This is a genomic window from Pseudoalteromonas citrea (assembly GCF_000238375.3).
GTDB lineage: Bacteria > Pseudomonadota > Gammaproteobacteria > Enterobacterales > Alteromonadaceae > Pseudoalteromonas > Pseudoalteromonas citrea.
The window spans coordinates 1-23,755 of sequence record NZ_AHBZ03000014.1 but is presented as its reverse complement, the minus strand read 5'-3'; the positions used below and the strand labels follow the sequence as shown (position 1 = coordinate 23,755).

Annotated in this window: 12 protein-coding genes and 2 pseudogenes; 10 read left to right on the top strand and 4 right to left on the bottom strand. The window is 41.9% G+C overall.

The window, feature by feature from the left end:
• The first annotated feature begins 408 nt into the window (after positions 1–408).
• From PCIT_RS03405 to PCIT_RS03395, 3 genes are all read left to right on the top strand, one after another.
• On the top strand, positions 409–1,242 hold the full coding sequence (locus PCIT_RS03405; RefSeq protein WP_192992768.1) for a tyrosine-type recombinase/integrase: 834 nt from the start codon (positions 409–411) through the stop codon (positions 1,240–1,242).
• Positions 1,239–2,327: an IS91 family transposase gene (locus tag PCIT_RS03400; RefSeq protein WP_192992767.1), complete on the top strand. Its 1,089-nt coding sequence runs from the start codon at positions 1,239–1,241 to the stop codon at positions 2,325–2,327. The genes PCIT_RS03405 and PCIT_RS03400 overlap by 4 nt, the downstream gene beginning before the upstream one ends.
• 334 nt (positions 2,328–2,661) lie before the next feature.
• Positions 2,662–3,006, top strand: a complete 345-nt coding sequence (locus PCIT_RS03395; RefSeq protein ID WP_010368311.1) for a hypothetical protein — start codon at positions 2,662–2,664, stop codon at positions 3,004–3,006.
• Between the two features lie 454 nt (positions 3,007–3,460).
• Here the strand turns inward: PCIT_RS03395 and PCIT_RS03390 are convergent.
• Positions 3,461–3,667: pseudogene (locus PCIT_RS03390) on the bottom strand (IS110 family transposase); the annotation flags it as partial.
• A gap of 85 nt (positions 3,668–3,752) precedes the next feature.
• Here PCIT_RS03390 and PCIT_RS03385 point away from each other — a divergent pair.
• Both PCIT_RS03385 and PCIT_RS03380 read left to right on the top strand, forming a co-directional pair.
• Positions 3,753–4,799: pseudogene (locus PCIT_RS03385) on the top strand (transposase).
• 612 nt (positions 4,800–5,411) lie between these two features.
• A complete protein-coding gene (locus tag PCIT_RS03380; protein WP_010367901.1) occupies positions 5,412–5,642 on the top strand; it encodes a hypothetical protein in 231 nt (76 codons plus the stop codon).
• Between the two features lie 292 nt (positions 5,643–5,934).
• On the opposite strand, the gene PCIT_RS03375 is transcribed toward PCIT_RS03380, so the two are convergent.
• Entirely contained in the window at positions 5,935–8,112 is a 2,178-nt protein-coding gene (locus PCIT_RS03375) for a M3 family metallopeptidase (protein ID WP_010367900.1), read from the bottom strand.
• Between the two features lie 721 nt (positions 8,113–8,833).
• Between PCIT_RS03375 and PCIT_RS03370 the strand changes: the two genes are divergently transcribed.
• The gene (locus PCIT_RS03370; RefSeq protein WP_010367898.1) at positions 8,834–9,946 is read left to right on the top strand and encodes a DUF3466 family protein; all 1,113 of its coding nucleotides are present in this window, start codon (positions 8,834–8,836) and stop codon (positions 9,944–9,946) included.
• A gap of 126 nt (positions 9,947–10,072) precedes the next feature.
• On the opposite strand, the gene PCIT_RS03365 is transcribed toward PCIT_RS03370, so the two are convergent.
• The gene (locus PCIT_RS03365; RefSeq protein ID WP_010367896.1) at positions 10,073–12,883 is read right to left on the bottom strand and encodes a TonB-dependent receptor plug domain-containing protein; all 2,811 of its coding nucleotides are present in this window, start codon (positions 12,881–12,883) and stop codon (positions 10,073–10,075) included.
• Positions 12,884–13,696: 813 nt separating this feature from the next.
• On the opposite strand from PCIT_RS03365, the gene PCIT_RS03360 reads away from it, so the two are divergent.
• Positions 13,697–13,942 carry a hypothetical protein gene (locus PCIT_RS03360; protein ID WP_010367894.1) on the top strand — a complete coding sequence of 82 codons (246 nt, stop codon included), beginning with the start codon at positions 13,697–13,699 and terminating at the stop codon, positions 13,940–13,942.
• A gap of 454 nt (positions 13,943–14,396) precedes the next feature.
• Here PCIT_RS03360 and PCIT_RS03355 read toward each other — a convergent pair whose 3' ends face one another.
• Complete coding sequence (locus PCIT_RS03355; protein ID WP_010367892.1) at positions 14,397–18,593, bottom strand: DEAD/DEAH box helicase; 4,197 nt, start codon at positions 18,591–18,593, stop codon at positions 14,397–14,399.
• Between the two features lie 431 nt (positions 18,594–19,024).
• Here PCIT_RS03355 and PCIT_RS23055 point away from each other — a divergent pair, with 431 nt between their 5' ends.
• The 3 genes from PCIT_RS23055 to PCIT_RS03340 are packed head-to-tail and all read left to right on the top strand — an operon-like array spanning position 19,025 to position 23,511.
• Positions 19,025–21,166 (top strand): peptidoglycan-binding protein, encoded by a 2,142-nt coding sequence (locus PCIT_RS23055; protein ID WP_010367882.1) that lies wholly within the window; start codon positions 19,025–19,027, stop codon positions 21,164–21,166.
• A gap of 6 nt (positions 21,167–21,172) precedes the next feature.
• Positions 21,173–22,930, top strand: a complete 1,758-nt coding sequence (locus tag PCIT_RS03345; RefSeq protein ID WP_010367881.1) for a T6SS phospholipase effector Tle1-like catalytic domain-containing protein — start codon at positions 21,173–21,175, stop codon at positions 22,928–22,930.
• The gene (locus tag PCIT_RS03340) at positions 22,915–23,511 is read left to right on the top strand and encodes a DUF2931 family protein (protein WP_192992766.1); all 597 of its coding nucleotides are present in this window, start codon (positions 22,915–22,917) and stop codon (positions 23,509–23,511) included. Before PCIT_RS03345 ends, PCIT_RS03340 begins: the two co-directional genes overlap by 16 nt.
• Positions 23,512–23,755 lie beyond the last annotated feature (244 nt).

Sequence of the window (23,755 nt, the reverse complement as noted above, 5' to 3'; positions counted from 1 at the left end):
ACTGTTTTTATATACAGTTGTAATTTAATTTCCCACAATTGCTAACCTTTCTTCTCGTTATATAATTTAGAAAATGCGCGTTTAAATTGGCATATGAACATAATTACCTGAATTATATATGGTTTTTACTTTAGTAAAATTACATAACGACCCAACTGATTCTCGGTTAAGTAAATTCTCGGGTTCAGAAGGTGTGAAAAGGAGATTGTTGTGTGTAAGGGAAAGTGTTAAGTTACTAATATATATTAAATTAATTAGCGGTTCTGATTGTCTCTGAATGAAATAAGGGCAGAGTGTTTATCGGCATTCACGCTAATACGCTGTTGAACTAAGCCGCTACGCGGAGATCCTATTCTCAGCATTTGAGCCACACTTTCTCTGAGTTATTTCACAACTTAGAGGTCAAAAATGCATACACTCATTGAACAGGTCAAGGCAGAAATAACCTATCGAGGTTATTCACAAAGAACAAGTAAAAGCTATTGCGCGCACTTACTTAAACTCAGAAATTACTTTAATAAATCGTTGGATTTAATTACAGATGAAGAGTTGAATTCATTCTTTCAAGATCCGGCGATCCGCAAGCTTTCTCGGGCAAGCCAAAAGTTACAGATAAACAGTATTTGGTTCTTGTTTAAGCACATTTTACATCGGCCATTGAACTTAGATATTACCTTACCAAAAGCGAAGTCTCGAGCACCCATTTATTTATCTCGTAGCGACATACAACGGCTGATAGCAAGCTGCACAGATATGCGATTAAAGACGCTAATTATCGTGTGTTATGGCTGTGGTTTACGTATTGGTGAGCTATTACGCATTAAAGTTACAGACATAGACGGTAAACGAAAAACCATTTTAATTGAGCAGGGTAAAGGAGATAAATCACGTTACGTTGTTGTGTCAGAGAGTGTATTGAAGCAGTTACGTTGCTACTGGAGAGTGTACCGTCCATCAGGCTGGATGTTCTATTCTCGATGGCTTATGGACAAACCGATGTCGCCATCGAGCTTTAGAAAGTCATTAAGGAAGCAGTCACACAGTATTGGTTTGCAGCAGTGTAACCCGCATGCACTTCGCCATGCTTACGCGACACATCAACTTGAGTCAGGCATGCCGCTTCATCAATTGCAACATCAGCTTGGTCACAGTGATATTAAAACGACACAGAGTTACTTACATTGGTTACCTGAATTAGGCCATGGCGGCATTGATTTACTGGCCGATTGGGCAAAACAATGAGTAGGTTACACCTTGCTGATATTTTAAACTTAGGGTTAGATGATTATCGGCAACACCACTCACTGAATTACCAGCAGACACGGGTCTGCCAACATCTTCAATCATGTAGGACAGGCAAGTTAGGGTATCAATCTTGGCAATGTGATACGTGTGGCGAGGTAAAACAGGTCGGATGCAGCTGCCGAGACCGACACTGCCCACGCTGTCAAAGTATGGCAACAGCACAGTGGGCGCAAAAACAGCAAGCCCGTTTATTGCCTTGTCGTTACTTCCACCTTGTTTTTACACTGCCACATGAGCTGAATATTGTTGCACGCTATGACCCAAACACGCTTTATCAGTGTTTATTTAAAGCAGTATGGGACACCCTAAGTAAGTTTGCACAGCGTAAAGGGCATGGGCAGTTAGGGATGACAAGCGTTTTACATACATGGGGACAAACCTTAAGTCAGCATATTCATCTGCATTGCTTAGTGCCAGCTGGAGGGCTAACGCAAACTCAATGGCATGAAATAGAACAGGGCTACTTATACCCAGTTAAAGCATTATCAACGGTATTTAGAGGGAAAATGCTTGCGGCATTGCATGCGCGAGGTACTTCGCTGACACATATAACGACACCAGCTAAATGGTGTGTGTATAGCAAAGCGTGTTTAACATACAGTGATAAGTTAGTAAGTTATCTAGCACGGTATACCCGAAAGGGCGCGATGTCAGAATCGAGACTGGTGTCGGTGAATAAACAAAGCGTGTGCTTTAAATATCGAAGTTATGCAGATAAACACAGTGAAAAGGTCATGACACTGAGTTGTAGAGAGTTCTTACGGCGCTATTTACAGCATGTGCTACCCAAAGGGTTTATGCGAATTCGTCACTATGGCTTTTTAGCCAATGCATGTTACAAGCGAAAGTTGGCGTTGATAAAGGCGCAAGGGCCCAGTTTACGTAAAGTGAAGAAGAAAAAGGCGGAAGCTGCGTCACTATCCCCTCATTGGGCTTGTGAAGTATGTAAAATCGGGGTCTTACGATTTAGTAAAATGGTTAATTCAAGTGAAGAGACAATGAAATTAGCACGAACGAGTTAGCAGCAGAGCTTGCTGAATTAAATCAACGCGTTAACCTGCTTAAGTGTTCGGGCTAGAAAAGTGCGTGCGCGGTGAAAATATCATTGATAAATCGGCGAAAATTAGCTCTAATGGCAAGATAAAACGTACTGAGTAATGCAGGGATGGCTTAATCACGAAAGACAAGCCGATAAAATAGGCTCAAGACAAGTTACGCCACTAAAAGCAAATTCCCATAGCATAAATAACACCAACTCTGACACACCGAGCAGGTAGCGGCTCAGTCCAACAAGCGATTATGCAGCACAAACAACGTGCCGCATAAATACTAAATAGTTATGTGTTTAGGAGAGTCATGAGCAAGTATCTCGTATTTTTATTAACGCTGTTTTGTTCATTTTTTTCAAAAGCAGATTATGAAATTACTTTAGAGTGTGACCATCAAAAAATGGCATCAGTGGATTCTCATAAGCATTATTTAGTTAGGTTAGCTGATGTAAGGGTAAACCTCATGCATCAAACTGCTGGGGTTAACTTGGATAAATTAGACTCGTTAATATTTGATACCCTTGACTCAATAAATAATCTAGGGTGTTACTCTGATAATTTAGATAACTTAAAAAAGCTAAAGTCTCATTATCTTCAAAAATCGCCTAACTCCCATAAAATAGTCGAGTTATTAACTGATATGGGTGCGTAAACACATAACAAGCAATTAAAGCGGGACTTTTTACAGTTTGCTCGGTTCCGCTTCGCTACACAATTTTAGCAAACTAATAAAAAGCCCCTTAATGTGGGCGTTGGTATGACTCCCACTGTCAAGTTAAACACACTGATCCCTGCTTAACTTTAAGCCATAATCTCTCAACTCGAATTAGAGCGAGTTAATACATAGGATGAAGCAAGTAATTTCGTCGGTTTTCATGCTGATATTCGTTGGTTACTCACTTTCATGAGCAGAGCAGACCCTACTTAGTTCGACGTGGCACCTGTCTTCAGTCTATGTTCGTGGTTCGATGCTGCGATTGCAGCATTGCCATCCTAAAGCTTCCGCTCCTGCTCACGCCCCTTACCTACATCCATGTAGGCAACGCCGTCGGTGGTTGTGCCACACCCGATGCTTGACCCAATGCATTAACTCTAATTCGTTCATTTTAAGCTGGTACCCGTGCTAAACGTAATCTTGGATTAACGGGTATCAATACTACTTCTTTTGCAATTGCCCAGATATACGCAATCATTTCTCTGGCAATAGCAGTGACAACGAGGTTGTAATGCTTGCCTTTATTTATAAGCTTTTTATAACGTTTGCAGAGTCTTAATTGTGCTTTCCATGCGATATCAACAATTTGCTTTGGGATTTTAACTGACACCCACCCAAAATTGATTGTTTTTCATTCATTGCCTATCTTATAGATTCAGCTTAAAAGATAGGCGCTTTCTCTTATGGCCACGGCACGAAAAAGACAAGTGAGTTTAACTGATACCAAATACTACCATTGTATTTCACGGTGTGTTCGCCGTGCGTATTTGTGTGGTGAAGATAAGGTAACAGGGCAATCGTATGAACACAGAAGAGGCTGGATAGAAGACAAACAGCTGGAACTTGCCAAAGTATTTTGTATTGATGTGTGTGCGTATGCGGTGATGAATAACCATACTCATATTGTGCTTTATGTAGATGATATAAAAGATAAAAGACTGAGTGATAAAGCGATTATCATCAGATGGCATAAGCTATTTAAAGGTACCATACTGTCTCACAAGTCCCTTCAAGGTGAGCGTCTAGACTCAGCACAGCAATACTTTTTAAATAAAGACATTGAACAATTTAGAGAACGTTTAGCGAGTATCAGTTGGTTTATGCGGGTACTGAATGAAAGCATAGCCCGAAAAGCGAATAAAGAAGACAAATGCAAAGGCCGGTTTTATTCGCAGCCATCCATGGCGCTCACCCTGCGGGCTGCCTAACGGCATTCAAATTAATTCCTTATTAATTTGTGGGAAGGGCGCTTTAAATCACAAGCTTTACTTGATGAAGCGGCACTGGCGGCCTGTATGGCGTATGTTGATTTAAATCCAATCAGAGCAAAGATGGCTGACACACCCGAAACCTCAGACTACACCAGTGTAAAAACTCGTTGTGAACATGCCAAAGAGGGCAAGCAACCTAAACAACTGGCGCGTTTTGCAGGCAGCCCCAGAAAACATATGCCCAAAGGTTTACCGTTTGAATTAAAGTCCTATTTAGAACTGGTCGAGCTAACAGGCAGATGTATGCGAGCAGATAAGCGAGGTGCTATAAGCTCAATTAATTCCCCTATTTTAGACAGACTTAACACAGCCCCAGAAAACTGGCAAAAACTCACCACCCAATTTACCAAAGTATTTCATGGCGCAGTAGGGCGACCTGAAAAGCTTGATAATTATTGTGCGAGTTTAGAAATTAAACGGCGGGCTAACTATCGACAATGTGAAAAGTTACTGGCTTAATTTTTAGACCATCAAGGTAATCTCTATATAACCACATAATAGCTTGGCGGGTTAGCTGTGCCTTTTAGATACGTATGAGTTCATTTTCTCGCTATTTTTGGTCTTATAGCGCGTGTAGTCCATTCGATTTTACTAACTAAGCGATGCTTCAGATTGAAGGTGGCCTGTTTATTAGTTTCAATCTTTGGTTGGGTGTCGGTTTTAGACTCCTGAGCTTTAGGCCCCTTGCAAATACAGGGTATAGAAATCGGTATTGCCTCCCTGACGTCGGTCAGGGTATATGTGTTTTTGTGGGATAGCGATAGTGGACTCTGAAATAAATTCAGAGCGACGAGGTTTTGTTTATATTGATGAGGCTTTCTTATATTGACGAAGTTTCTATTCAGGGTATCAAAGCTTGGTGGCTCAGCACAATGAAGTGGTGGTCCATAGTAATGAGTGTGAGTTCTTAATATTTAAGTGATTTGACTATATACCTGAGTGCTTTTATTTACTTCATATATTCAATATGTTGATTATACGCTTACTGGCAATGTTGTGTTTATTTTATTTCTTTACTACGTTTATAACACCAAGGGATGCTTGGTAACTCTATAACGAAGGAATATAAAAATGAAAAAATCTATGTTAGCAACAATTGTAGCCGGTGGTATTGCAGTACTGACTTATGCAGCACACAGTTACGCATCGAGTGACTACTTTACATATAAAATATATGGTTACTACGATTCGGCTGGTAGTCAGGTAGGAACTTACTATCGACCTTGCTTTGGTCGAATGGGTAAACTAACAGGCGAAAAAACATCGGTTAAACGCTTAATTGAAAGCGGTACCTGTCGATAAAAATAATGTGGAGCAGGCTCAATTTTATTGCATAACTGGGTAGTTTAACCACTCTTTATACATCTAGTCTTTGTGAGTGATTAAAATTATAAGAGCAGGAGTGCTCTAATTTACCTGTCTACAATGCCTTATTAGCATTTAATAGCACGGCGTGTACGCCGTGCACTTTACGGTTGAACATCAAAATAGCTTGTTCAAAATAAAAAATGGCAACCACTCTTGTTTCATCTTAAAAAGTTAATAAAAAAGCCGAAGTATGATGACTTTGGCTTTTAGTATTTAAACGGTTAGATTAATCAAGCCCTCTATTGCGTAGTAGCGCATCCGTTGTTGGTTTTCTGCCTCTAAAGCCTTCATAGGCTTCAAAGTAGTCTAATGTATCACCGCGACTGTAAATAAACTTATAAAGGCGATCGGCAGTTTCTTTATCAAAGATGTCTTTCTTCTCAATGAAGGCATCAAAACCATCGGCATCCAATATTTCAGACCACATATAAGCGTAGTACGCTGACGAGTATCCGCCTGCAAAAATGTGTCCAAAATGTGTACTTCGGTGGCGCATAATGATCTCTTCAGGCTTACCGTAAGCACTTAACACTTGATCCTCAAATTCACGCACATCTAAGTCTTTCACTTCTGTCATCTGGTGATAGGCCATATCAACTAAAGCAGAGGCTGTAAACTCAACGGTCGCAAATCCTTGATTAAACGTGCTAGCTTGTTTAATACGTGCTAGGAGCTCAGCAGACATCGGCTCATTTGTTTTATGGTGGAGTGCAAACTTTTTCAGCATTTCAGGTTGCGCGATAAAGTGCTCGAATAACTGAGCTGGAAATTCTACCCAGTCGCGTGGAACACTGGTACCGGCAAGAGTAGGGTATGTAACGTTTGATAATAAACCATGTAACCCATGACCAAATTCGTGGAATAAAGTCACTGCGTCTGAATAGCTCATTAATGTCGCTTCACCCTCAGCTGGCTTGTTTAGGTTCATGTTGTTAACGATAATTGGCTTTACGTCACCGGCTAGTTTTTGCTGTTCTCGAATTGAACTCATCCAGGCACCGGATTGCTTAGTAGAGCGCGCATAATAATCACCATAAAATAAGCCGACTGATTTACCCGCGCTATCTTTGACTTCCCATACTCTCACTATGGAGTTGTAAACAGGTATATCATTGCGTTCTTCAAAGGTAAGACCAAATAGGCGGTTAGCGACATAAAATTTAGCTTCAAGCATATTCTCAAGCTCAAAATACTCGGCGATTTCACCTTGATCTAAATTAAACTTCTCTTTACGAACTTTTTCAGCATAGAAGCGCCAGTCCCATGGCTCAAGCTTGTGCGTAGCACCTTCTTTGGCCATTATTTCTTTTATCCACTCACGTTCTTGCTCTGCTTTTACAATGGCAGGCTCCCACACTTTAAGTAGCAAGTCCATTGCGGTTTCTGGTTTGCCTGCCATGGCGTTTGATAATACGTATTCAGAGTGATGTTTGTAACCTAACAACTGTGCGCGTTTAGCTCGTAGTTTTACCATTTCAACGATAATGGTTTTGTTGTCAAATTCATTGTCGTTGTCACCCCGCTTTGACCAACCATTAAAGGCTTGTTCTCGCAGATCTCGGCGTTCAGAGAATTGTAAGAATGGTTGAACACTTGCGCGATTTAGCGTGATCACATATTTACCAGGTAAATCGTTTGCTTTTGCAGCTGCTGCGGCCGCATTTCGTTGCGCTGCTGATAAACCGGCTAAGTCAGACTCTTCAAGAACTAATTTAAAGGCACTAGAATCATTTAATGCATTTTGACCAAATTCAGTGGTTAGTGCCGATATACGTTCGTTGATCTTTGCAAGCTCTGTGCGCTGTTCTGGCGTTAAGTTGGCACCTGCGTGCACAAAATTACGGTTAATACGCTCTACTAAACGGATTTGCTCTGCGTTTAGTTCAGCCGCGCGTATTTGTTCTGAGTTTAAATCGGCTGAGTTGCGATTGTTAAACACAGTTGAAACACGCTTGTATAAATTTTCATTCATACTAATTTCATTACTGTGGCGAGTTAACATCGATGAAACTTTACGCTGTAGGGCTTGCATCTCGTCACTGGATTCAGTGCCCGTTAGGTTGAAAAATACACCTGATACACGAGAAAGCAATGCGCCGGATAATTCCATTGATGCAATTGTGTTGTCGAAATCGGCTGGTTGCTCGTTATTAACGATAGCGGCAATTTCTTTTTTGTGTTCAGCGATGGCCTTTTCGAAAGCAGGTAAAAAATGTTTCGTTTCAATTTGGTCAAATGGTGGAGCGCCAAAAGGGGTATTCCATTGCTGAAAGAAAGGGTTTTGTACGGTTGCTGTTTCTACTGCTGGCACTTTGTTGCTTTGTGTTTGTTCTGGTTGCTTTGAACAGCCGGCCAATAGTAATCCGGCAGATATTGCCAAAGCTAAACGTGTTTTTATTAGCACTGTAAACCTCTTCTAATAATGAGTTATTTTTTGTGTAAGTATGACAATGAATGATACGTTATATCGTATTGTTGTTCGCTTGTTTTATCGCATAAAAGCTGCCATTGGGCTCAATAAAGGAACTATTGGTGGTTTTTAGGCGTGGATAAGAATGGAGGTTGACGCTGCATTTGATGAGGTAATGAAAACAGTAAGCCTGGTAAAGGTCGGCAATGCGACGTAGCACAATCCATATCGGCGTTTAAAACCACTTTGTAGTCGGCAGTGTGATAATTTCAGCAACATGATGACATTGGCAACCCTTTTTTATCTACTGGGCAAACTTATTTATTTTTGAGCTAATAGCCATATTCAGTGCTTGCAGTTGATGTTTATAGCCTTTCTAAAATTTAGTACGTTTTTATGCTACATCTGTATGCGCATTAGATCAGTACCTTGTGTGTAATTGCTTGTTTTGTATAAAAAACAGACAGGTTGTTAGTGCGAAAAAGTATAAACCTTTTATAGTACATCACGCTGATAACTATTAATAAATATGGCCAGAAATCACAGCTCAAACGACTGGAACCATATAATTACACCGCGTACCACAGTTAGTACAAACGTATTAATACAAATGTATTGCATTTGTTGTGTTTTCTAATCCACCCTGTAAGGTGCGCCTTACTGGTACAGCAAAGTGTCAGTAATTTTATTAATGTATGCTTAAAGGAGTTATGTTGTGAATTACATTAAAACAATGGTTCGTTCAGTATTATCTATGTCAGTTTTAACAGCGTGTTTGGGTCAAGCCAGTGAATTGTCTTATACCTTTGAAGATATAGGGTCTTTAGGCGGGCCTGAAACTGCTGCATTTGACATCAACAACGCTGGACAGGTGGTAGGTTGGTCAACGCGCAGCAAACAAAAAGACTGTGAGTCGCCATCAGGTACCCAAGTAGAGTGCCGGTTTGCGTTTGTTTATCAAGCAGGCGCAATGATTGATTTAGGTTCTTCTCATCCTAATTCAGTAGAAAGTACTGCCATAGCGATTAACAAGCACGGTGATATCGTTGGTAATGAGTACTTTATTCGCAATGTTAACGGTATGCGCTATTTAGGTTCTCAAGGCATTTTTGTTGAACAAGATCAAGTTGTACCATTATCTTTTAACTCAAGTAAAGAGTCTGCATCTAGTCAAGCGTTCGATATAAATGACCATGGCTATATTGTCGGTTGGATGGAAAACAACGACGACAAAGACGTGATGGTTGAGTGGTCAAATACACACAGTGATGCGGCGATAAGGCATGAGCACAAAGCATTTTTTCGACGTGGTTCTGCAACGAATAATTTAGGAGATGTGGTTGGCATGGAATACGAACGCTATTCTTACAAGCCGAACCGAGCCTTTATTCAAACAAATGAAGGGGTGTCGTTATTATTAAAATCAGACTCTATTTGGAGCGAAGCCAACGAAATTAACGATTACGGTATGGTAGCTGGCGCTCTCTCGCCTAAAGCATTTAGACCTTCTGAGGCTACAATTTGGTACCCATCAATTACGGGAGAGTTAACAGCGCATGTGGTTGGTGGCATTGGTAAAGATATCCGAGAGCTGTCAGCATTTCATGATATTAATCGCCAAGGCACAGCCGTAGGCAAGTCAGAAAACCCTGACAGAGGTTCGTTGGCAATTGTGTATTACAAAGGCGAGCTGTTGGATTTAAACACCATCACCAATGTACCGGGTACGCTAGTTGAAGCCATGGGTATAAATGAGCAAGGTGATATTGTTGGCTCATACCGTGATTTAAATAATAACACGCGCGCTTTTGTACTTAAGCAGCAATAAGTCGCCGCGATAAAAAGCGACGTTCATGTTTGTAACCGCCAACAACGAAAACACCTTCATATGAGAAATACATGAAGGTGTTTTATTCAGTAAAACTGAGATTGAGTATTAAAGCTGGTACATTTTTTAAAAGTTTAAGTTAACACCCATATATCCAGAACGGCCTAATATAGCCCAACCGTTATATCCACCACGTGAAGTGGTCCAATGATCGCCACCATTGTTATCTGTGATGTTGTTGACGCCGACGTAAACCGTGGCAGTATCAGTTACTTGGTAGTCAGCGCGAATATTATGTATTTGAGAGTGTCCTGGTGTGTCATTATCACGATAGTTTTCCGAGGCATCATCATCATATCGCCCTGCTGTTTTGAACTTAAACGTCCAGCTCAACGTTAAGTCACCATGAGCATACTTAGTCACTAAGTTAGACGCCCATTTAGGGCGACCTAACTGGCCTGCTTCATTGTTAGTTTCTGATGTACCTTCCGCCAAGTCTTGTGTGGTGGTAGAGTCTTCATATAATCTGCTGGCTTTGAAGTCAAAAGACAGTGCGTCCCATGTGTAGTAAAGCTCAAAATCGGTACCCCGTACGCGTCCTTCGTCAAAATTTAAGCTAAGCGGCCTCACATAGTCAACGTCGCCATTGTCTTTGCGGGTAACTAGGTCGCAAAACATGTTGTTGATTGAGTTTGGTGCGAGGTCTACACAATTTTGCATAACATCTTGGCCTCCAAACTCTGATATTTTGTCTTTTAATTTAATATCAAAGTAATCTACCGAAAGTGTTAGCCCTTCAAGTAATTCAGTGGGTGTGTAAACCAAGCCCACCGTTAGCGTATTGGCTTTTTCTTGTTTTAGTTGGGCGTTACCGGAATTACGAACTTGGCCTCGTGTGGTTTTTATATTTGAGTTCCAACCTGCGGGAATACCATATAAAGCACAGTTTGCTTTGCGACGACCGTCGGCTGGGCCACCATTAATGTTTGCTTCATCACATGGGTCGTTGATAGTGCTGTAGCCAATACTTTCACCTGCATATAGCTCGTAAAGTTGTGGCGCACGCACCGCCTGTGAAAATATAGAGCGTAAACGCACTTCCTCATTAAACGACCAGTTCAGGGCGAGTTTGGTACTTTCAAAGCGACTTTCATTGGTGGAGTAATCGGCAACACGATATGCGGCTTCTACTTCAACAAGTTCAGCAAAGGGTATATCACTGAGCACCGGCATCAATAATTCTACATAAGCCTCTTTAATATTACGGCTCACATCCAGTGGTAGTTTTTTGGATGACAAATTACCAGAAGACCACAGCTCAGATGGGTCAAAATGAATGCCTTCGTATCTGACTTCCATCCCGCTACTCATTTGCATTGTGCCTGTGGGCAGTTCATATAAATCGCCAGAAAGGTTGGCACTAAAAGCATGATTGACTGAATCTGTCGTAGCAATAAATGAATCAATGATGTAGTCGGTCAGGGCTTGAGACTGGCGCTCAAAGGGGGAGAACGTAGGGCAGTTTCCGGCCTCTACGCAAGCACCAGTCACTTGCATTTGGCTATTTAACCTGTCTACTCTTAGAGAGGTGTTATTCTCCAGGTCATTCATTGATTTACCCGATGAAAAATTTACATCCCAAAACCAATCGTCGTTGTAAACCCCAGAAAACGTTAACGAAGAGCTGAAAAATTCACGTACGTTTTTATGTTTTCTGCCTCCGACTTCATAAAACGTATGGTGAAAACCAATCCAGTCCTCGTCTTGGAAGTTGTCTGTGATGGATGCTGGTGTATCAAAAGCGGCTTTAACGTCGGCCACTTGCATCCAAGCTCGGGCAAAAGGCGGATCAATGACGTTATTAGATTCTGTTCTGGCAAGCGTTACGTCAAACGCCATATCAAAGCTGTCAAATTGATGAGTAATAGAAGAAAACAAATTAATTCGTTCAAATGGGTCTTCTATGTTACCCCAGCGAGTGCCTTCGTAGCCTTGCGCTGCGTCGACCAACCAGCCGTCGTACATATCTTTGTAGCGAGCTCGCAGTGCAACACCTTGACTTGCTTCATCAAAATCGTACCAGTCGTAACCGTCATCGGTATTATTGTAGACAGAGAAAATAGTTGCAGGGACGCCCCAAGGGATCGGGGAAACATTTTTGACCCAAATTTTGTCGGGTTGTCCTTCACCTCTGTTTGGGTTGGTAACAGAGCGTTGATAGTTATAGGCTTTCTCTCGGTCATTTTGTGTGAGCGCTGACTCTGATAGGTAATCAAATGCAACAGTAAAATTGCCATTATCGTCATTAAAATTGAATCCATGAGTAAACGATAGGCTACGTGTACTGTGCCCACCGTCTTGTGTACCTGATACGTGCGCGTTTGCTTTGGTGCCTTCAAAGTCTTTTTGCAGAATAAAGTTCACTACTCCAGCAATGGCATCTGAGCCATAAATCGCTGAAGCGCCGCCAGTCATAACTTCAACACGCTCAATTAGCGAAGCGGGAATGGTCCCTACGTCTGCAAACAAGCCTTGATAATCGGTAGAAACAGACGGCGGGCGCTTGCCATTGACTAAAACCAGTGTGCGTTCTTCACCCATATTACGTAAATCAAGAATATTGAGACCAGAGTTACCAAAAGAGTAATTACCCGATGCCGAATCAAACCCATCGGAAAACTGCGGCATACCCGTGAGGATATCGTTAACATTTTGTGCGCCGGTTAATTTTATGTCTTCAGCAGAGATCACGACAGTGGGAGAGGGCGCTTCGATGTTAATTCGTTTTATGCGAGAGCCTGTTACCATTATTCGTTCTGGTGTATCGACGTCAACCGAATCATTCGCCTGTGCAGTAGCCCCAAGACTTGCAGTTGAAACAGCAAGTGCAAGTAAACTTTTATTTAGCTTTGTATTAGTTGCCCATTGATTGTTCATTGTGTATACCCCTTAGTATCACTAATTATTGTTATATTTTTCATACGCTTTCTCAGCATGTAAACAAGAACCACTGTTTTTATTTTCGAAACAGTCACTATCAACATCTTGTTGTTGATATATTGTATACAATATATCAAACGAAGGGGATTACAAGTCTTAATATTGGGTAATTTAGAATAAAGCGGGCTGTTTCTAAAATTTTAAATAGACATAATCTTCCTTTTTGTGCCTTGTTTCAGGCTTTTATCTGATAAACCTTGTTTTTTGGTTTTCACACCTTTACTGCCGCGTCTACGCTTGTTTTTAATCTTACTAAGGAGTTTGGTTTTGTTTTTTGAAGCACGGAACACAATTCTTTGTGACTCTGATACATGATGGCAATCACGTAAGTAAAAATAGTTGGCGGCTTGACGATAGAGTGGTTTTGATAATAAAGGATTATTATATTCAGTCAGGGGTTACACCGATAAAGTAGTAAAATAGGGTGTAACTATTAATATAATGTATAATTTGTTTTATTTTTGTTTCAGCTTTGGCGCGCTTGGTTTGTTGTTTTTTCTTTTTTGGACAGGCTAACTTAAATAATAAAGCTATATGCGTTATTGGTATTTAATGCCTCGTTTCTTAATGGCTATAAATTCTAGGCTGAAAGGTTATAATGTGGTTTTTTTGTTAAAATTAAATTTCCTTTTTATTTTTGTTGATTTATATTTCTTTTAAGGCTAGTTTTAATACTCCTATTTTTATGCGAAGTATTAACTTCGCTATAAATACAGATAATAATTAAAAAGCATAATGGAAGAGGGAAATATGAAAGAAATACTTAGTATGCTGGTTGCTTGTGTTGTTTTAGCTGGTTGTAGTGCGACAGATAATGAAGCAGATAAACAAGCTAGAAATACGATAGGATTTAAATGTGAGCAAATTAGAGTCTTAGGATCGAGCATCCCGAAGAAAGTATGCTCGACAAGAGAGCAGCGTAAGCACGCGGAAGTTATTTCTAAAGAAGCAACTAAAGACGCTCAACGTACAATAACAGTGAACAGTATTGAATAAATTAATGTGAAGCTTTGGGGCTTGAATCAGCCCTGAAGCTTGGACGTGTAAACGTCTTTGTTAGATTCTATTTTTAAGGCTTTAGCCTACATAAGTTGGTAATTAATTATAATAGCTGATATCACGGTATATGTTGCTTATACTATCACTAAGGTATTACTAAAAAGTTGATCAGCCTACTTTCCCTTGAGTCGTTATTTGGATTTTATCCCCCTATTGTGTTAAATGATAATTGCTGGATTTGGGTTACAGTTATTAAAAGTATGCTTCGGAGTACTTTTAACTTTCAAAAATGGTGTTTCTCATACTAGAACAAGCCTATTTTAATGCGACTTCTGTGTTATATCAGCTTATTTTATAGACGGTTTCATATTTCATTAAGCTTTGTATCGAGCTTCATTTACGGAAAGGGACCATTAATTAGTGCTTTCCGTATGCCTAGGTTATATATGGGCTAAAAAGTTTGCTTGAGCATGGCCATCATGTCGGCAACTGAGAGTTTACTGGTTTGGTCGTTTCCTGAAAGTAAGGTTTGCGCCAAGTCTCTTTTATGTTGATGCAAGGCCACAATTTTTTCTTCGATGGTGTCGCTCGCGATTAAACGGTAAATAGTCACTGGTCGCTGTTGACCCATACGGTGAGCGCGATCGCTTGCTTGCTCTTCAACTGCTGGGTTCCACCACGGATCCATATGAATAACATAGTCAGCAGCGGTGAGGTTTAATCCTGATCCTCCAGCTTTTAAACTGATCAAAAATACATCACCACCACCTTGTTGAAACGCATTGACCCTTAGCTGACGTTGCTTATTAGGTGTGCTGCCATCAAGGTACTGATAGTTTACACCCCTTGCGTCTAAGTGCTGCTTTATAAGCTGTAAGTGCCCCACGAATTGACTGAAAATCAGCGCTTTGTGATTGTTTTCTTGGAGTTCATCGAGTAATTTGTCGAGAGCGGTAAGCTTGGCACTCGGTATAGTATTGTCGGTCAATACCAATGCGGGGTTACAGCAAGCTTGGCGTAGTTTGATAAGTTCAGCAAGCATTTTAATCCTCTGTGCGCCGGGTTGGTCTTGGCTTGATGACTGAGTGAGGTTGTCGATGGCACTTTGGCGCAGCGCTTCATACAATGCCATTTCTTCGTCACTTAATTGCACTTTAATATTGATGTCGGTTCTAGCTGGTAACTCAGTTAATACTTGGTGCTTCATACGTCGTAAAATAAACGGTTGGATCAGGTTTTTCAGCTTGGTTCGTGCTTTTTTTGCTGCAATAGGATCATCTTTTATGGCTTCTATAGGAGTTGAGAATCGGGCGCTAAAGCGTTTTAAATTACCGAGCAATCCGGGGTTTACAAAGCGAAATAGACTCCAAAGTTCAGATAAGTTATTTTCAATGGGGGTGCCTGTGGTGATCAGTTTAAAGTCACCTTTTAAGGCACATGCGGCGATTGAGCGTTTCGCTAGTGGGTTTTTCAGTGCTTGGGCTTCATCGGCGACAATGGTCCGCCAGGTAAGTGCTTGCAGAAGCTCGCTTTCGCGTTGTAGTAACCCATAGCTAATCACAACACAGTCAAATGGTTGCAGTGCATTGAGCATGGTCGCGCGCTCGGCTGAGCTTTTTAGATCTGCCAGTAATATCATGTTTAAGCTGGGGGCAAATTTGCAGGCCTCTTGTAGCCAATTGAAACACACAGAGGTCGGCGCTATCACCAAGCTTGGGCCGTCTTTCGCTCTATCTAACAATACTGCCAGTGCTTGTAATGTTTTTCCTAGCCCCATATCGTCGGCAAGGCAGGCACCTGCTCCCCAATGGGCCAATCTTGAAGCCCAGTCAAACCCGTCAATCTGGTAATCACGTAACGTCGCTTGTAAGGTACTCGGTACACTCGGTGTTAAGGAATTGGCTTGATGCATTTTATTATGCTGCTCGTCCCATGCATGTAGCGTTTTCATTCGCATACCTGTGGTAGCCTGCGAAACATGCATGCTGGCTAATGGGTGAAATTGACCGCCATCTGTTGCTTCATTGAGTTTATCTAATCGCTGTTTTAGTTCATCAGATAACGCGAGCACTTGTTGATCATCTAAAGTAATAAAGCGACCATGGGCTTGGGCAGCAAGAGTCAGTAGGGTTTTGAGCTCGATGACTTGGCTATCATCAACCGAGAGCTCACCATTTAAGTCAAACCACTGGTTTTTTTTAGTCATTGCCAATTGTAGGTGATGACTTTGCAACGATTTAGTCATGGTCATTTTTTTGCCTTTGGGCCAACGTAATTCAATGGGCACAGGGCAGGGCGATAAACGCGAGAGTGTTTCTAGCTGCTCGAGCGCGTTAAACGCGCTTTGTAAGTCATCAAGTTGTAAGCGGGTGTCTTGCATTGCTAAAAAAGCAGGGCAGTGTTGGTCAAGCAAGTCTAGGTATATTTGCTCTTTCACTAAATCGCGCGAGGTGGCAACGCGTTTACCTTTTATCTCGGTGGTCATCTTGGCATTGCCAGCACCGGGTTTTAAAGCTGGGCCATGTTCGCCAAAAGGCATCACCATGCAATTGAACGCAAGACCATCATTAAACGGCTGAATATTAATAATAATATCACTTTGGCAAGGGAGTGTTTCTAGGCCGGTATCTAACTCTGCAATATCAGATTGAATATTCAGTAAAGGCGCAATGGCATTTACTCCTGCAAGTACTTTGTCTTTGGCACTGACGGGAATACTCAAGCCTTCTTCACCAATAATTTGAGTAACTTTTAAGTGTTCAGGTGAAAACACCGTTAATCGATATTGTTCAGGTGCGTGTTCAATTAACGAGTAGCTGTGTTGTGTATTGGTTTGTTGAGCAGGAATATCAGCAATGCTTAGCACAAGGTGCTCGCCTTGTTGTGTTATGAGCAACTCAGGCTCGGCTTCATGAAGCTCTATGGGTGTAAATAAATCATCTGCCATATACAAGTTTGGTGCGGCGCAGGCGGCTTTTAAAGCCGATAGGCCTTCCAGTACATAAAGTGTTTTTGTACGCCATTGCTCTGTGCGGTTAATATGCGAGCACAATTGCTTGTCGTGTTCTGATAAAAACGCAAATGCTTGTTGAGACTCATACAGTCGTTGCAGTGCAATCGGTTTGCCTTTGCTCCAGCCAGACGCATTTTGTGTTTGTTCACGTGCTGAAAAGCTGACCGTATAGGGGGTTATGTGCATGACCCAAATAAGCCGAGTGACTTTGACGGCATTGCGTTGGCTAGGCGTATTTGAAGAGGGGGCCAACGCGATGAGTTTTTCAAGGGCCAGATCCCAACCGACTTTATGTTCTATGGCTGTAGTAAAGTCCATAATAGGGTGGCTATTTTTCCGCTTACCCTCGATTGGCCCGAGCTGCTCTATGAGTGTGGTAAATAGGCCGTAATTTGCGGTCTTAAAAAAAGTATGCGCCTCAATTAGCTGCGTACAAGGCGAATAAACCTGATCAGACCAAATGGTTGATAACGCCTCTAAATAGCTGAGTAAATGGGCGTAAAATACATGATATTCTGCTAAAAATGCGTATTCTTGCAGTGACGATATGTACGGCGTTGCCGTCGACAAACTGGATGTGGTGGCCAGCAAAAATTGGCCAACATAATGGCTGTGGTCATGATTATGTTTGTCGTGACTTTGGGCAAAAATGTGCGCGTCAGCCGAGGCGAAATAACTGGGGTCGTGTCGGTTTGCTTGTATTAACAACGCGATGTTATAAAAAATACCGTACACGCCATTTAGATACTGGTTTTTTTTGCGGGCATATTTATTTTTGGCGACTAATGCATTGGCAAATAAAGCAATGGCGCGTTCAAGATCTCCTGTAAGCAATGCACTAAGCGCATTGAGCTGCAAGCCATAGCAGCTTTTATCGTCGGCGTTGACGATTTGTTGCACGCTGTCTATACGACCTTGCAGTAGGTATTGTTCTGCCAATAAGTGCGACAGTGCGACGTGCTCTGGCTGGTGGCGATTAACCTGTTCGAGTAATGACAGCGGGTAAGCATTGGATGCGCCATGTTGGCGTAGCACATAAAACCAAGAGGCAAACGCATGGTATTGCACAGTGTCTGGAAGCGCCAAAAAATGGGTTAAATCGAATGGTACGAATGCCAATTCAATCAGTATGCGAGTACGCTGGTAATCAATGTGCTGTGGGTTTTTATGTGGCTTAAGCAAGTTAATGACTTTTCGATGGTCATTTAAAAAATAAAAGTCTCGAATGAGACGTTGTTCATCTTCTAATGTTTGCTCCCAATCGTACAGTTGCAGTACTGGTACCACTGCTTCACCTGCTTTTAAAATGGCTAAAAATACATCATTAGCGATGGCATCTTGAGTGAGTTTGTTATTAAGTAAATAGGTTAGTTTAATGTCACCTTTATCAACATTGACAAAGCCTTGCTTTCGCCAATCACTTAATATAGTTGATGAAATACGCTCAAACGGGGCGGTGTCTTTTTCGTCTAACTGTATCGTAAGTTGTTTTAGCAGTTTATTTAAATGACCCAAAGAAATAGGTTTATAAATCACAGCAAGTACAGTAAAGGCCCATTGCTGAAAAGGGGGTAAAGATAAAAACTGCTGATATCTGGTATCAATATTGTTTGATAATTGAGCTGTGATTTTCATAACTTAAAATATGGTGTGTGCGCGCGAACAGTGATGACTAATTTAACATAAAATTCAGTTGCTTAAATATTTTGTTGTAAAAGGGATTGTTACGACTTTTAAAAGGCTAGGGACTGTTGATCTTTGCTGGTCTATTTTTGTTTTTTTGAGCGGGCTTTTATCGCGGCGCTTAATGTGTGGCTTAGTAATTTAAGCGAATAGTAAGTAACAAAGAAAAAAGGGTGCTCAATCAAACTGCTGCAAAAACAAACCTAAAAGATCAACATCCCCTAAACAAAGGTATGGTTTTTAGAGTGTTAATTAATCTAATTGGTGTGAAAATAAACCCAAAAGATCTATGTGACAGAATCTTTTCATTCTAAATTATTAGTGTATTATGTCGTCGCGTTAATAAAGTAAATACTTTGTACTTGTTAAAGGAATAGCAGACCATGGTATACAGTACTGATCTCAGTGTTGCACCTGCACCTATAAAAAATACACACTCAGCGATAGAAACCTATCGTGTACCGCCAAGTTTATTAGGAGCTTTACCTCCGCAATTAAAAGCCAGTGTAAGGGATGCAAATAATATAGTCGTTAGTCGCTCGTCTGCGGCTTTATTACGAGATCACCCACAATGTACGTTTTGGGTTAGTGATCGTAAAACTTGGAATAAGCGGGGTTATCAAGATTACATCAGGGCTGAACAAGGCCTTGCGATCGTGCCTAAGGCGGTCGTTGAGCAGCGCAATAGTGCAGAGCAACATGCAATTGATGCGCACAACCCGTTAACTTGGCTAACAGCGGGGGCGTTAACGCCTTTGACGAATCAAGGAAATAACACCAGCAATATCACACAACCTCAATCAACAATAACGGATTTGATAAAACGAGATAGCAAGGTTAATGCAAAAAGCGGCCCTTTAGACGCATACCATCAACATGAGAACACTCAGCAGGTAATTCAACAAAGAAGCAGTATAGCGGGTGAGTCGTTAACAGGGCAAGGTAACGCAAAGCACTTACGTACCTCACACGGTGGTGCGAACCCTCAGTCCAACACGACGTCAAAAAATACCAAGCAAACCGGGTACACTCCTATCGCGTTACAACACCAACAGCTTGATATGGCCAATAATACTGTGTTGGTAAATGAACGAACACAAACGACGAAACAAGGGCTATACGAGGCCAGTAAAAAGCAAGTCAAAGCCAACGGCCCACAGCACGCAGTACGACCGGGTGTACCAACGGTAAAAATATATACCCCAGAGCTTAATTCACAGTGGTTACTTGAACGAAAAGGGCCAATAAATCGCGCCTTTGTAACGCATATCGTAAACGCCAACGACACCGCGCTGCGTATTGCAGAACAATACAGTGGCATGGCCGATCCCAACTTGGTTTATAACTATAATTTGGGTGTAACGGAACAAAAGCCTGCGCCAGTGGGCACGCCACTTAGGGTACCAAGTGGGTGGGAACTTGAAGTAGAAGGCTCTGCGTGCAACACCCAAAGTGTATTGTTGCAATGGCAAGGGCCAACATCTGGTGAAGCTGAGCTTGAACTTGAAAAGCGGCCCATAGACTCACTGGATTTTTGGCACTACAAATTGCCAATTGAGCCGGGCGATTATCAGTTAACGGTGTCGAGCCGTGGTGTATATGACGAAACGCATTTTACGGTTAAAGCGCGGGTATATACGTATCATATTAGCCTACTTGATGAGCAGCAACAGCCGATCAAACATGCTAAATATCAAGCACGATTAAAATCAGGGCATATAATCGAAGGCGAGCTCGATGAGGCGGGGCAAGTTACCTTATCGAGCCCATTATATGAATCGCTTAAAGTGAATTTTACCGAGTTAGACGCACAAGATTGGGGTAACGCTCAAGGGTTAGGCAACACACTGACTAAAGTAAACACCGCCTTTACCCAGCAATATACTGTTGCGCAAGGAGACACCTTACTGCGTATTGCTAAGCTACACGGCTTTTATCATGCCGAGTGCATTTATCAACACCCAAGTAATCATGCCTTTCGCACGCTACGACCAGACCCAAATCTACTTTACCCCGGCGACACGCTTAATATTCCAGCTAAAGCAGTTAAATTTAGTAACCTACGTGAAAACCAAAACAATATATTTGCCCGACAAGCTGAGCACGACATGTTCAGGCTACGTGTTGAAGCGGCCAATGGCGATAATATGGTCGGCAAAAAGGTGGTGGTAACACTGGGAGAGCAAACATTTGAGGGAGTGGTTGCCTCTAATGGGTTAATTGAATTCGCAATACAAGATCACACTGCGCTAACCGGGCAGGTTGAAATTTACCCGTCACTTGAAAGCGACACACCCATACACACGTTTACTGTACAGGTTGCTCATTTAGATCCAATTACATCACTGTCGGGGGTACAAGGGCGATGCAATGCGCTCGGGTTTGAGTGCGGCAAAGTGGATGGATTAAACGGACCAAAAACACGGGCAGGGGTTAGGCAATTTCAGCAAGTGCATAAATTAACGGTTGACGCCATTGCGGGGCCAAACACCCAAGCCAAGTTACAGCAAGTTTATGGGAGTTAAGATACGATGAATCATACAATACCCATGGCGGTTAATAACATTAATCGATTGGTGGTCGCTTCGCCAGACAATAAGCAAGGTAAAAACCTCATCGTTAAATTGGTAGCAGGGCATGAAATAAAAAGTGCCGACGTAGAGCCCATTTTGTTCTGCAACAGCCGTCCTCAAGCCTGCCAAAGTAGCCATAGCCATTATAATTTTAAGCACCTAGATGACAATAAACGCTATACCTTGCAAGTTAAAATTGCGGCACAGCTCACCATTACGGTGTTTAGTGAACAGCAATTAAGTGATTTAACCGACCCACAAAAAATAACGGCACTCAATATTGGCGTAAATGGTGGCCCACAATTGTTGTCGCATACCATCACAGCGCATGGGCATATTGAGCTGACTTTACTCACTGAGCCACCCAGCTTTGGGGTGTTTTTTGATGGCACCGGCAATAACCGTATTAACGACAACATAGACCTTGAAGATGATAAAGAGCCTACCAATATCACAAAGTTATATGAGCTCTATCCTAGAGGGGAGTTGTATGGTGATTCTTACTATGTTGAAGGAATTGGCACTGAAGCATATAAAAGTGACTCGATACTAGACTTGGCAATTGCCAGTAGCTTTGATGAACGGGTTTTGGAAGCTTTAAAAGAACTACAAGAGTTTATAGATCAACAAGATTATATATTTATGCAATTAGTAACAGTTGATGTTTTTGGCTTTAGCCGAGGGGCCACTGCAGCACGGGCTTTTGTCAACCAAATATATAATATCACTGTAAATAACCCCAATTATTGGGGTAACGCTAAGCCTATGATCCGGTTTTTAGGGCCATTTGATACTGTGTCGTCAATTGGTGGTGATGGCGACGATAATCATAATGAATTTTATGCCAGTGATAACCTACCGTATCGCGTCAATATTGACATTAGTACACACTCAGCGGGGGTGGTATATCACCCAGTGGCCTATGATGAATACCGAGACAACTTCCCGCTCCATACCTTACAAGATGCAAGTGGCAATACACCCAGTAATATCATTGAAGTTGCTTTACCGGGGGCGCACGCTGATGTGGGCGGGGGGTATAGTACACAGCAAACCCATATTAACTTTCCACGCCAACATTTAGTGGGCAGGCGAAATAACCCCGGCCAACATGCGGCGCTACAGGCATTAAAAGCGCAGCTTGAGCAAGAGTATGCTTGGCCTGGGATCAATATTGAATTTAAAGCCAAGGCCGCAAAACTAAACCAAGGGACAATACGCAGAGCACCTAATGCACAAGGGCAAATGCGCAGAGTGCGCGATAATGAGGTGATCACCCCGTATCAACCTTTTTGGCGGCGCAGTATAGATAACAGCTTACCACATTATGCGTTACACAAAATGCATCAAATCGCCAAAGACAATGGCGTACCATTTTACCCTTTAAGTGAACTAGACACGAAAAGACATAAAAATGGCAAAAAATTATACCCTTATGAATTATCAAAAAGTCTTAAAAGCTCAGTGGAGCACGCCATTATGCAAGGTCCAGTAAGCGTTAGTTGGGACACTTTGCGTGAACATTATATTCACCATAGCCATAAATACACGGGGTTTGTAAATGGGCTCGCCAATGGTAAAGAAGAAAAAGCACTGCATACCACGGGTAATGGGGTGCGTGAAGTCTTTTATAACGACCCCGCTAATGCCGCAATTAACATAAAACCATTTACGAAATACCAATTGAGAGGGAAGACGGTATGGCTTGCAAGCTGACAAAAATATTCACAGGCATGATACAAGGCAGCAAGATACTGGGCTGTAAAATAAAGGGTTACAAGATAATAGTCTGCCTCGTTTTAGGGTATACCGTACTGCTCAGTGGGTGCAGTGTGTTAAGCGGTAATATTGATTATATGCTGGTTGGCTCTGGCACAGTGCAAGGCAATGAGATAATGGTCAGTGAACTCAAGTTTGATGATGCGTGGGGTGGCGCACCGGGTCGCCTTGGCTGTTGCCCGCTCAGCGCCGGAAAACGCAGCAGTATTAGTGATATTCCTTTTCCGAAAAAACTATCAGTCACATGGACGGATATCAGTCAAAATCGAATTTACTTTGGTGAGGTGACCATTGACAGTAAAAAAGGCACGGCATTTACGAAGAATATACCGCCGTATACTTATGGTTCAGGCAGAAAAAATATGGACCCAAACCCTTATCTAATCGTTGAGTTTGGTGAAAACGGGGAGATTGAAGTATGGGTGGCCAGCGCCGCTTACGTGAGTTATTCCGACCGAGTCATTACTCAAGTGGGGGCAGGGCAAGCCCAGTGGCGAGCGGTACCAGAAGATAATTAAATGGCTTAGCTATTATTTTATTTTCTCTTAAAATCAATGTTATATAGACGTGCATCATATGCATAAGTACCGCAAGGAGTGAGTGCCGCATGGTAAGCAAACTAGGAAACATATTCAGCAGCGAGATACTGGCTTGTAAAATAAAGGGTTACAAGATAATAGTCTGCCTCGTTTTAGGGTATACCGTACTGCTCAGTGGGTGCAGTGTGTTAAGCGGTAATATTGATTATATGCTGGTTGGCTC

Excerpts from the sequence above, each read along its gene's own strand:
- PCIT_RS03405 (WP_192992768.1), top strand. The coding sequence starts at position 409 with ATGCATACACTCATTGAACAGGTCAAGGCAGAAATAACCTATCGAGGT.
- PCIT_RS03400 (WP_192992767.1), top strand. The coding sequence starts at position 1,239 with ATGAGTAGGTTACACCTTGCTGATATTTTAAACTTAGGGTTAGATGAT.
- PCIT_RS03395 (WP_010368311.1), top strand. The coding sequence starts at position 2,662 with ATGAGCAAGTATCTCGTATTTTTATTAACGCTGTTTTGTTCATTTTTT.
- PCIT_RS03380 (WP_010367901.1), top strand. The coding sequence starts at position 5,412 with ATGAAAAAATCTATGTTAGCAACAATTGTAGCCGGTGGTATTGCAGTA.
- PCIT_RS03365 (WP_010367896.1), bottom strand. The coding sequence starts at position 12,883 with ATGAACAATCAATGGGCAACTAATACAAAGCTAAATAAAAGTTTACTT.
- PCIT_RS03360 (WP_010367894.1), top strand. The coding sequence starts at position 13,697 with ATGAAAGAAATACTTAGTATGCTGGTTGCTTGTGTTGTTTTAGCTGGT.
- PCIT_RS03355 (WP_010367892.1), bottom strand. The coding sequence starts at position 18,593 with ATGAAAATCACAGCTCAATTATCAAACAATATTGATACCAGATATCAG.
- PCIT_RS23055 (WP_010367882.1), top strand. The coding sequence starts at position 19,025 with ATGGTATACAGTACTGATCTCAGTGTTGCACCTGCACCTATAAAAAAT.
- PCIT_RS03345 (WP_010367881.1), top strand. The coding sequence starts at position 21,173 with ATGAATCATACAATACCCATGGCGGTTAATAACATTAATCGATTGGTG.
- PCIT_RS03340 (WP_192992766.1), top strand. The coding sequence starts at position 22,915 with ATGGCTTGCAAGCTGACAAAAATATTCACAGGCATGATACAAGGCAGC.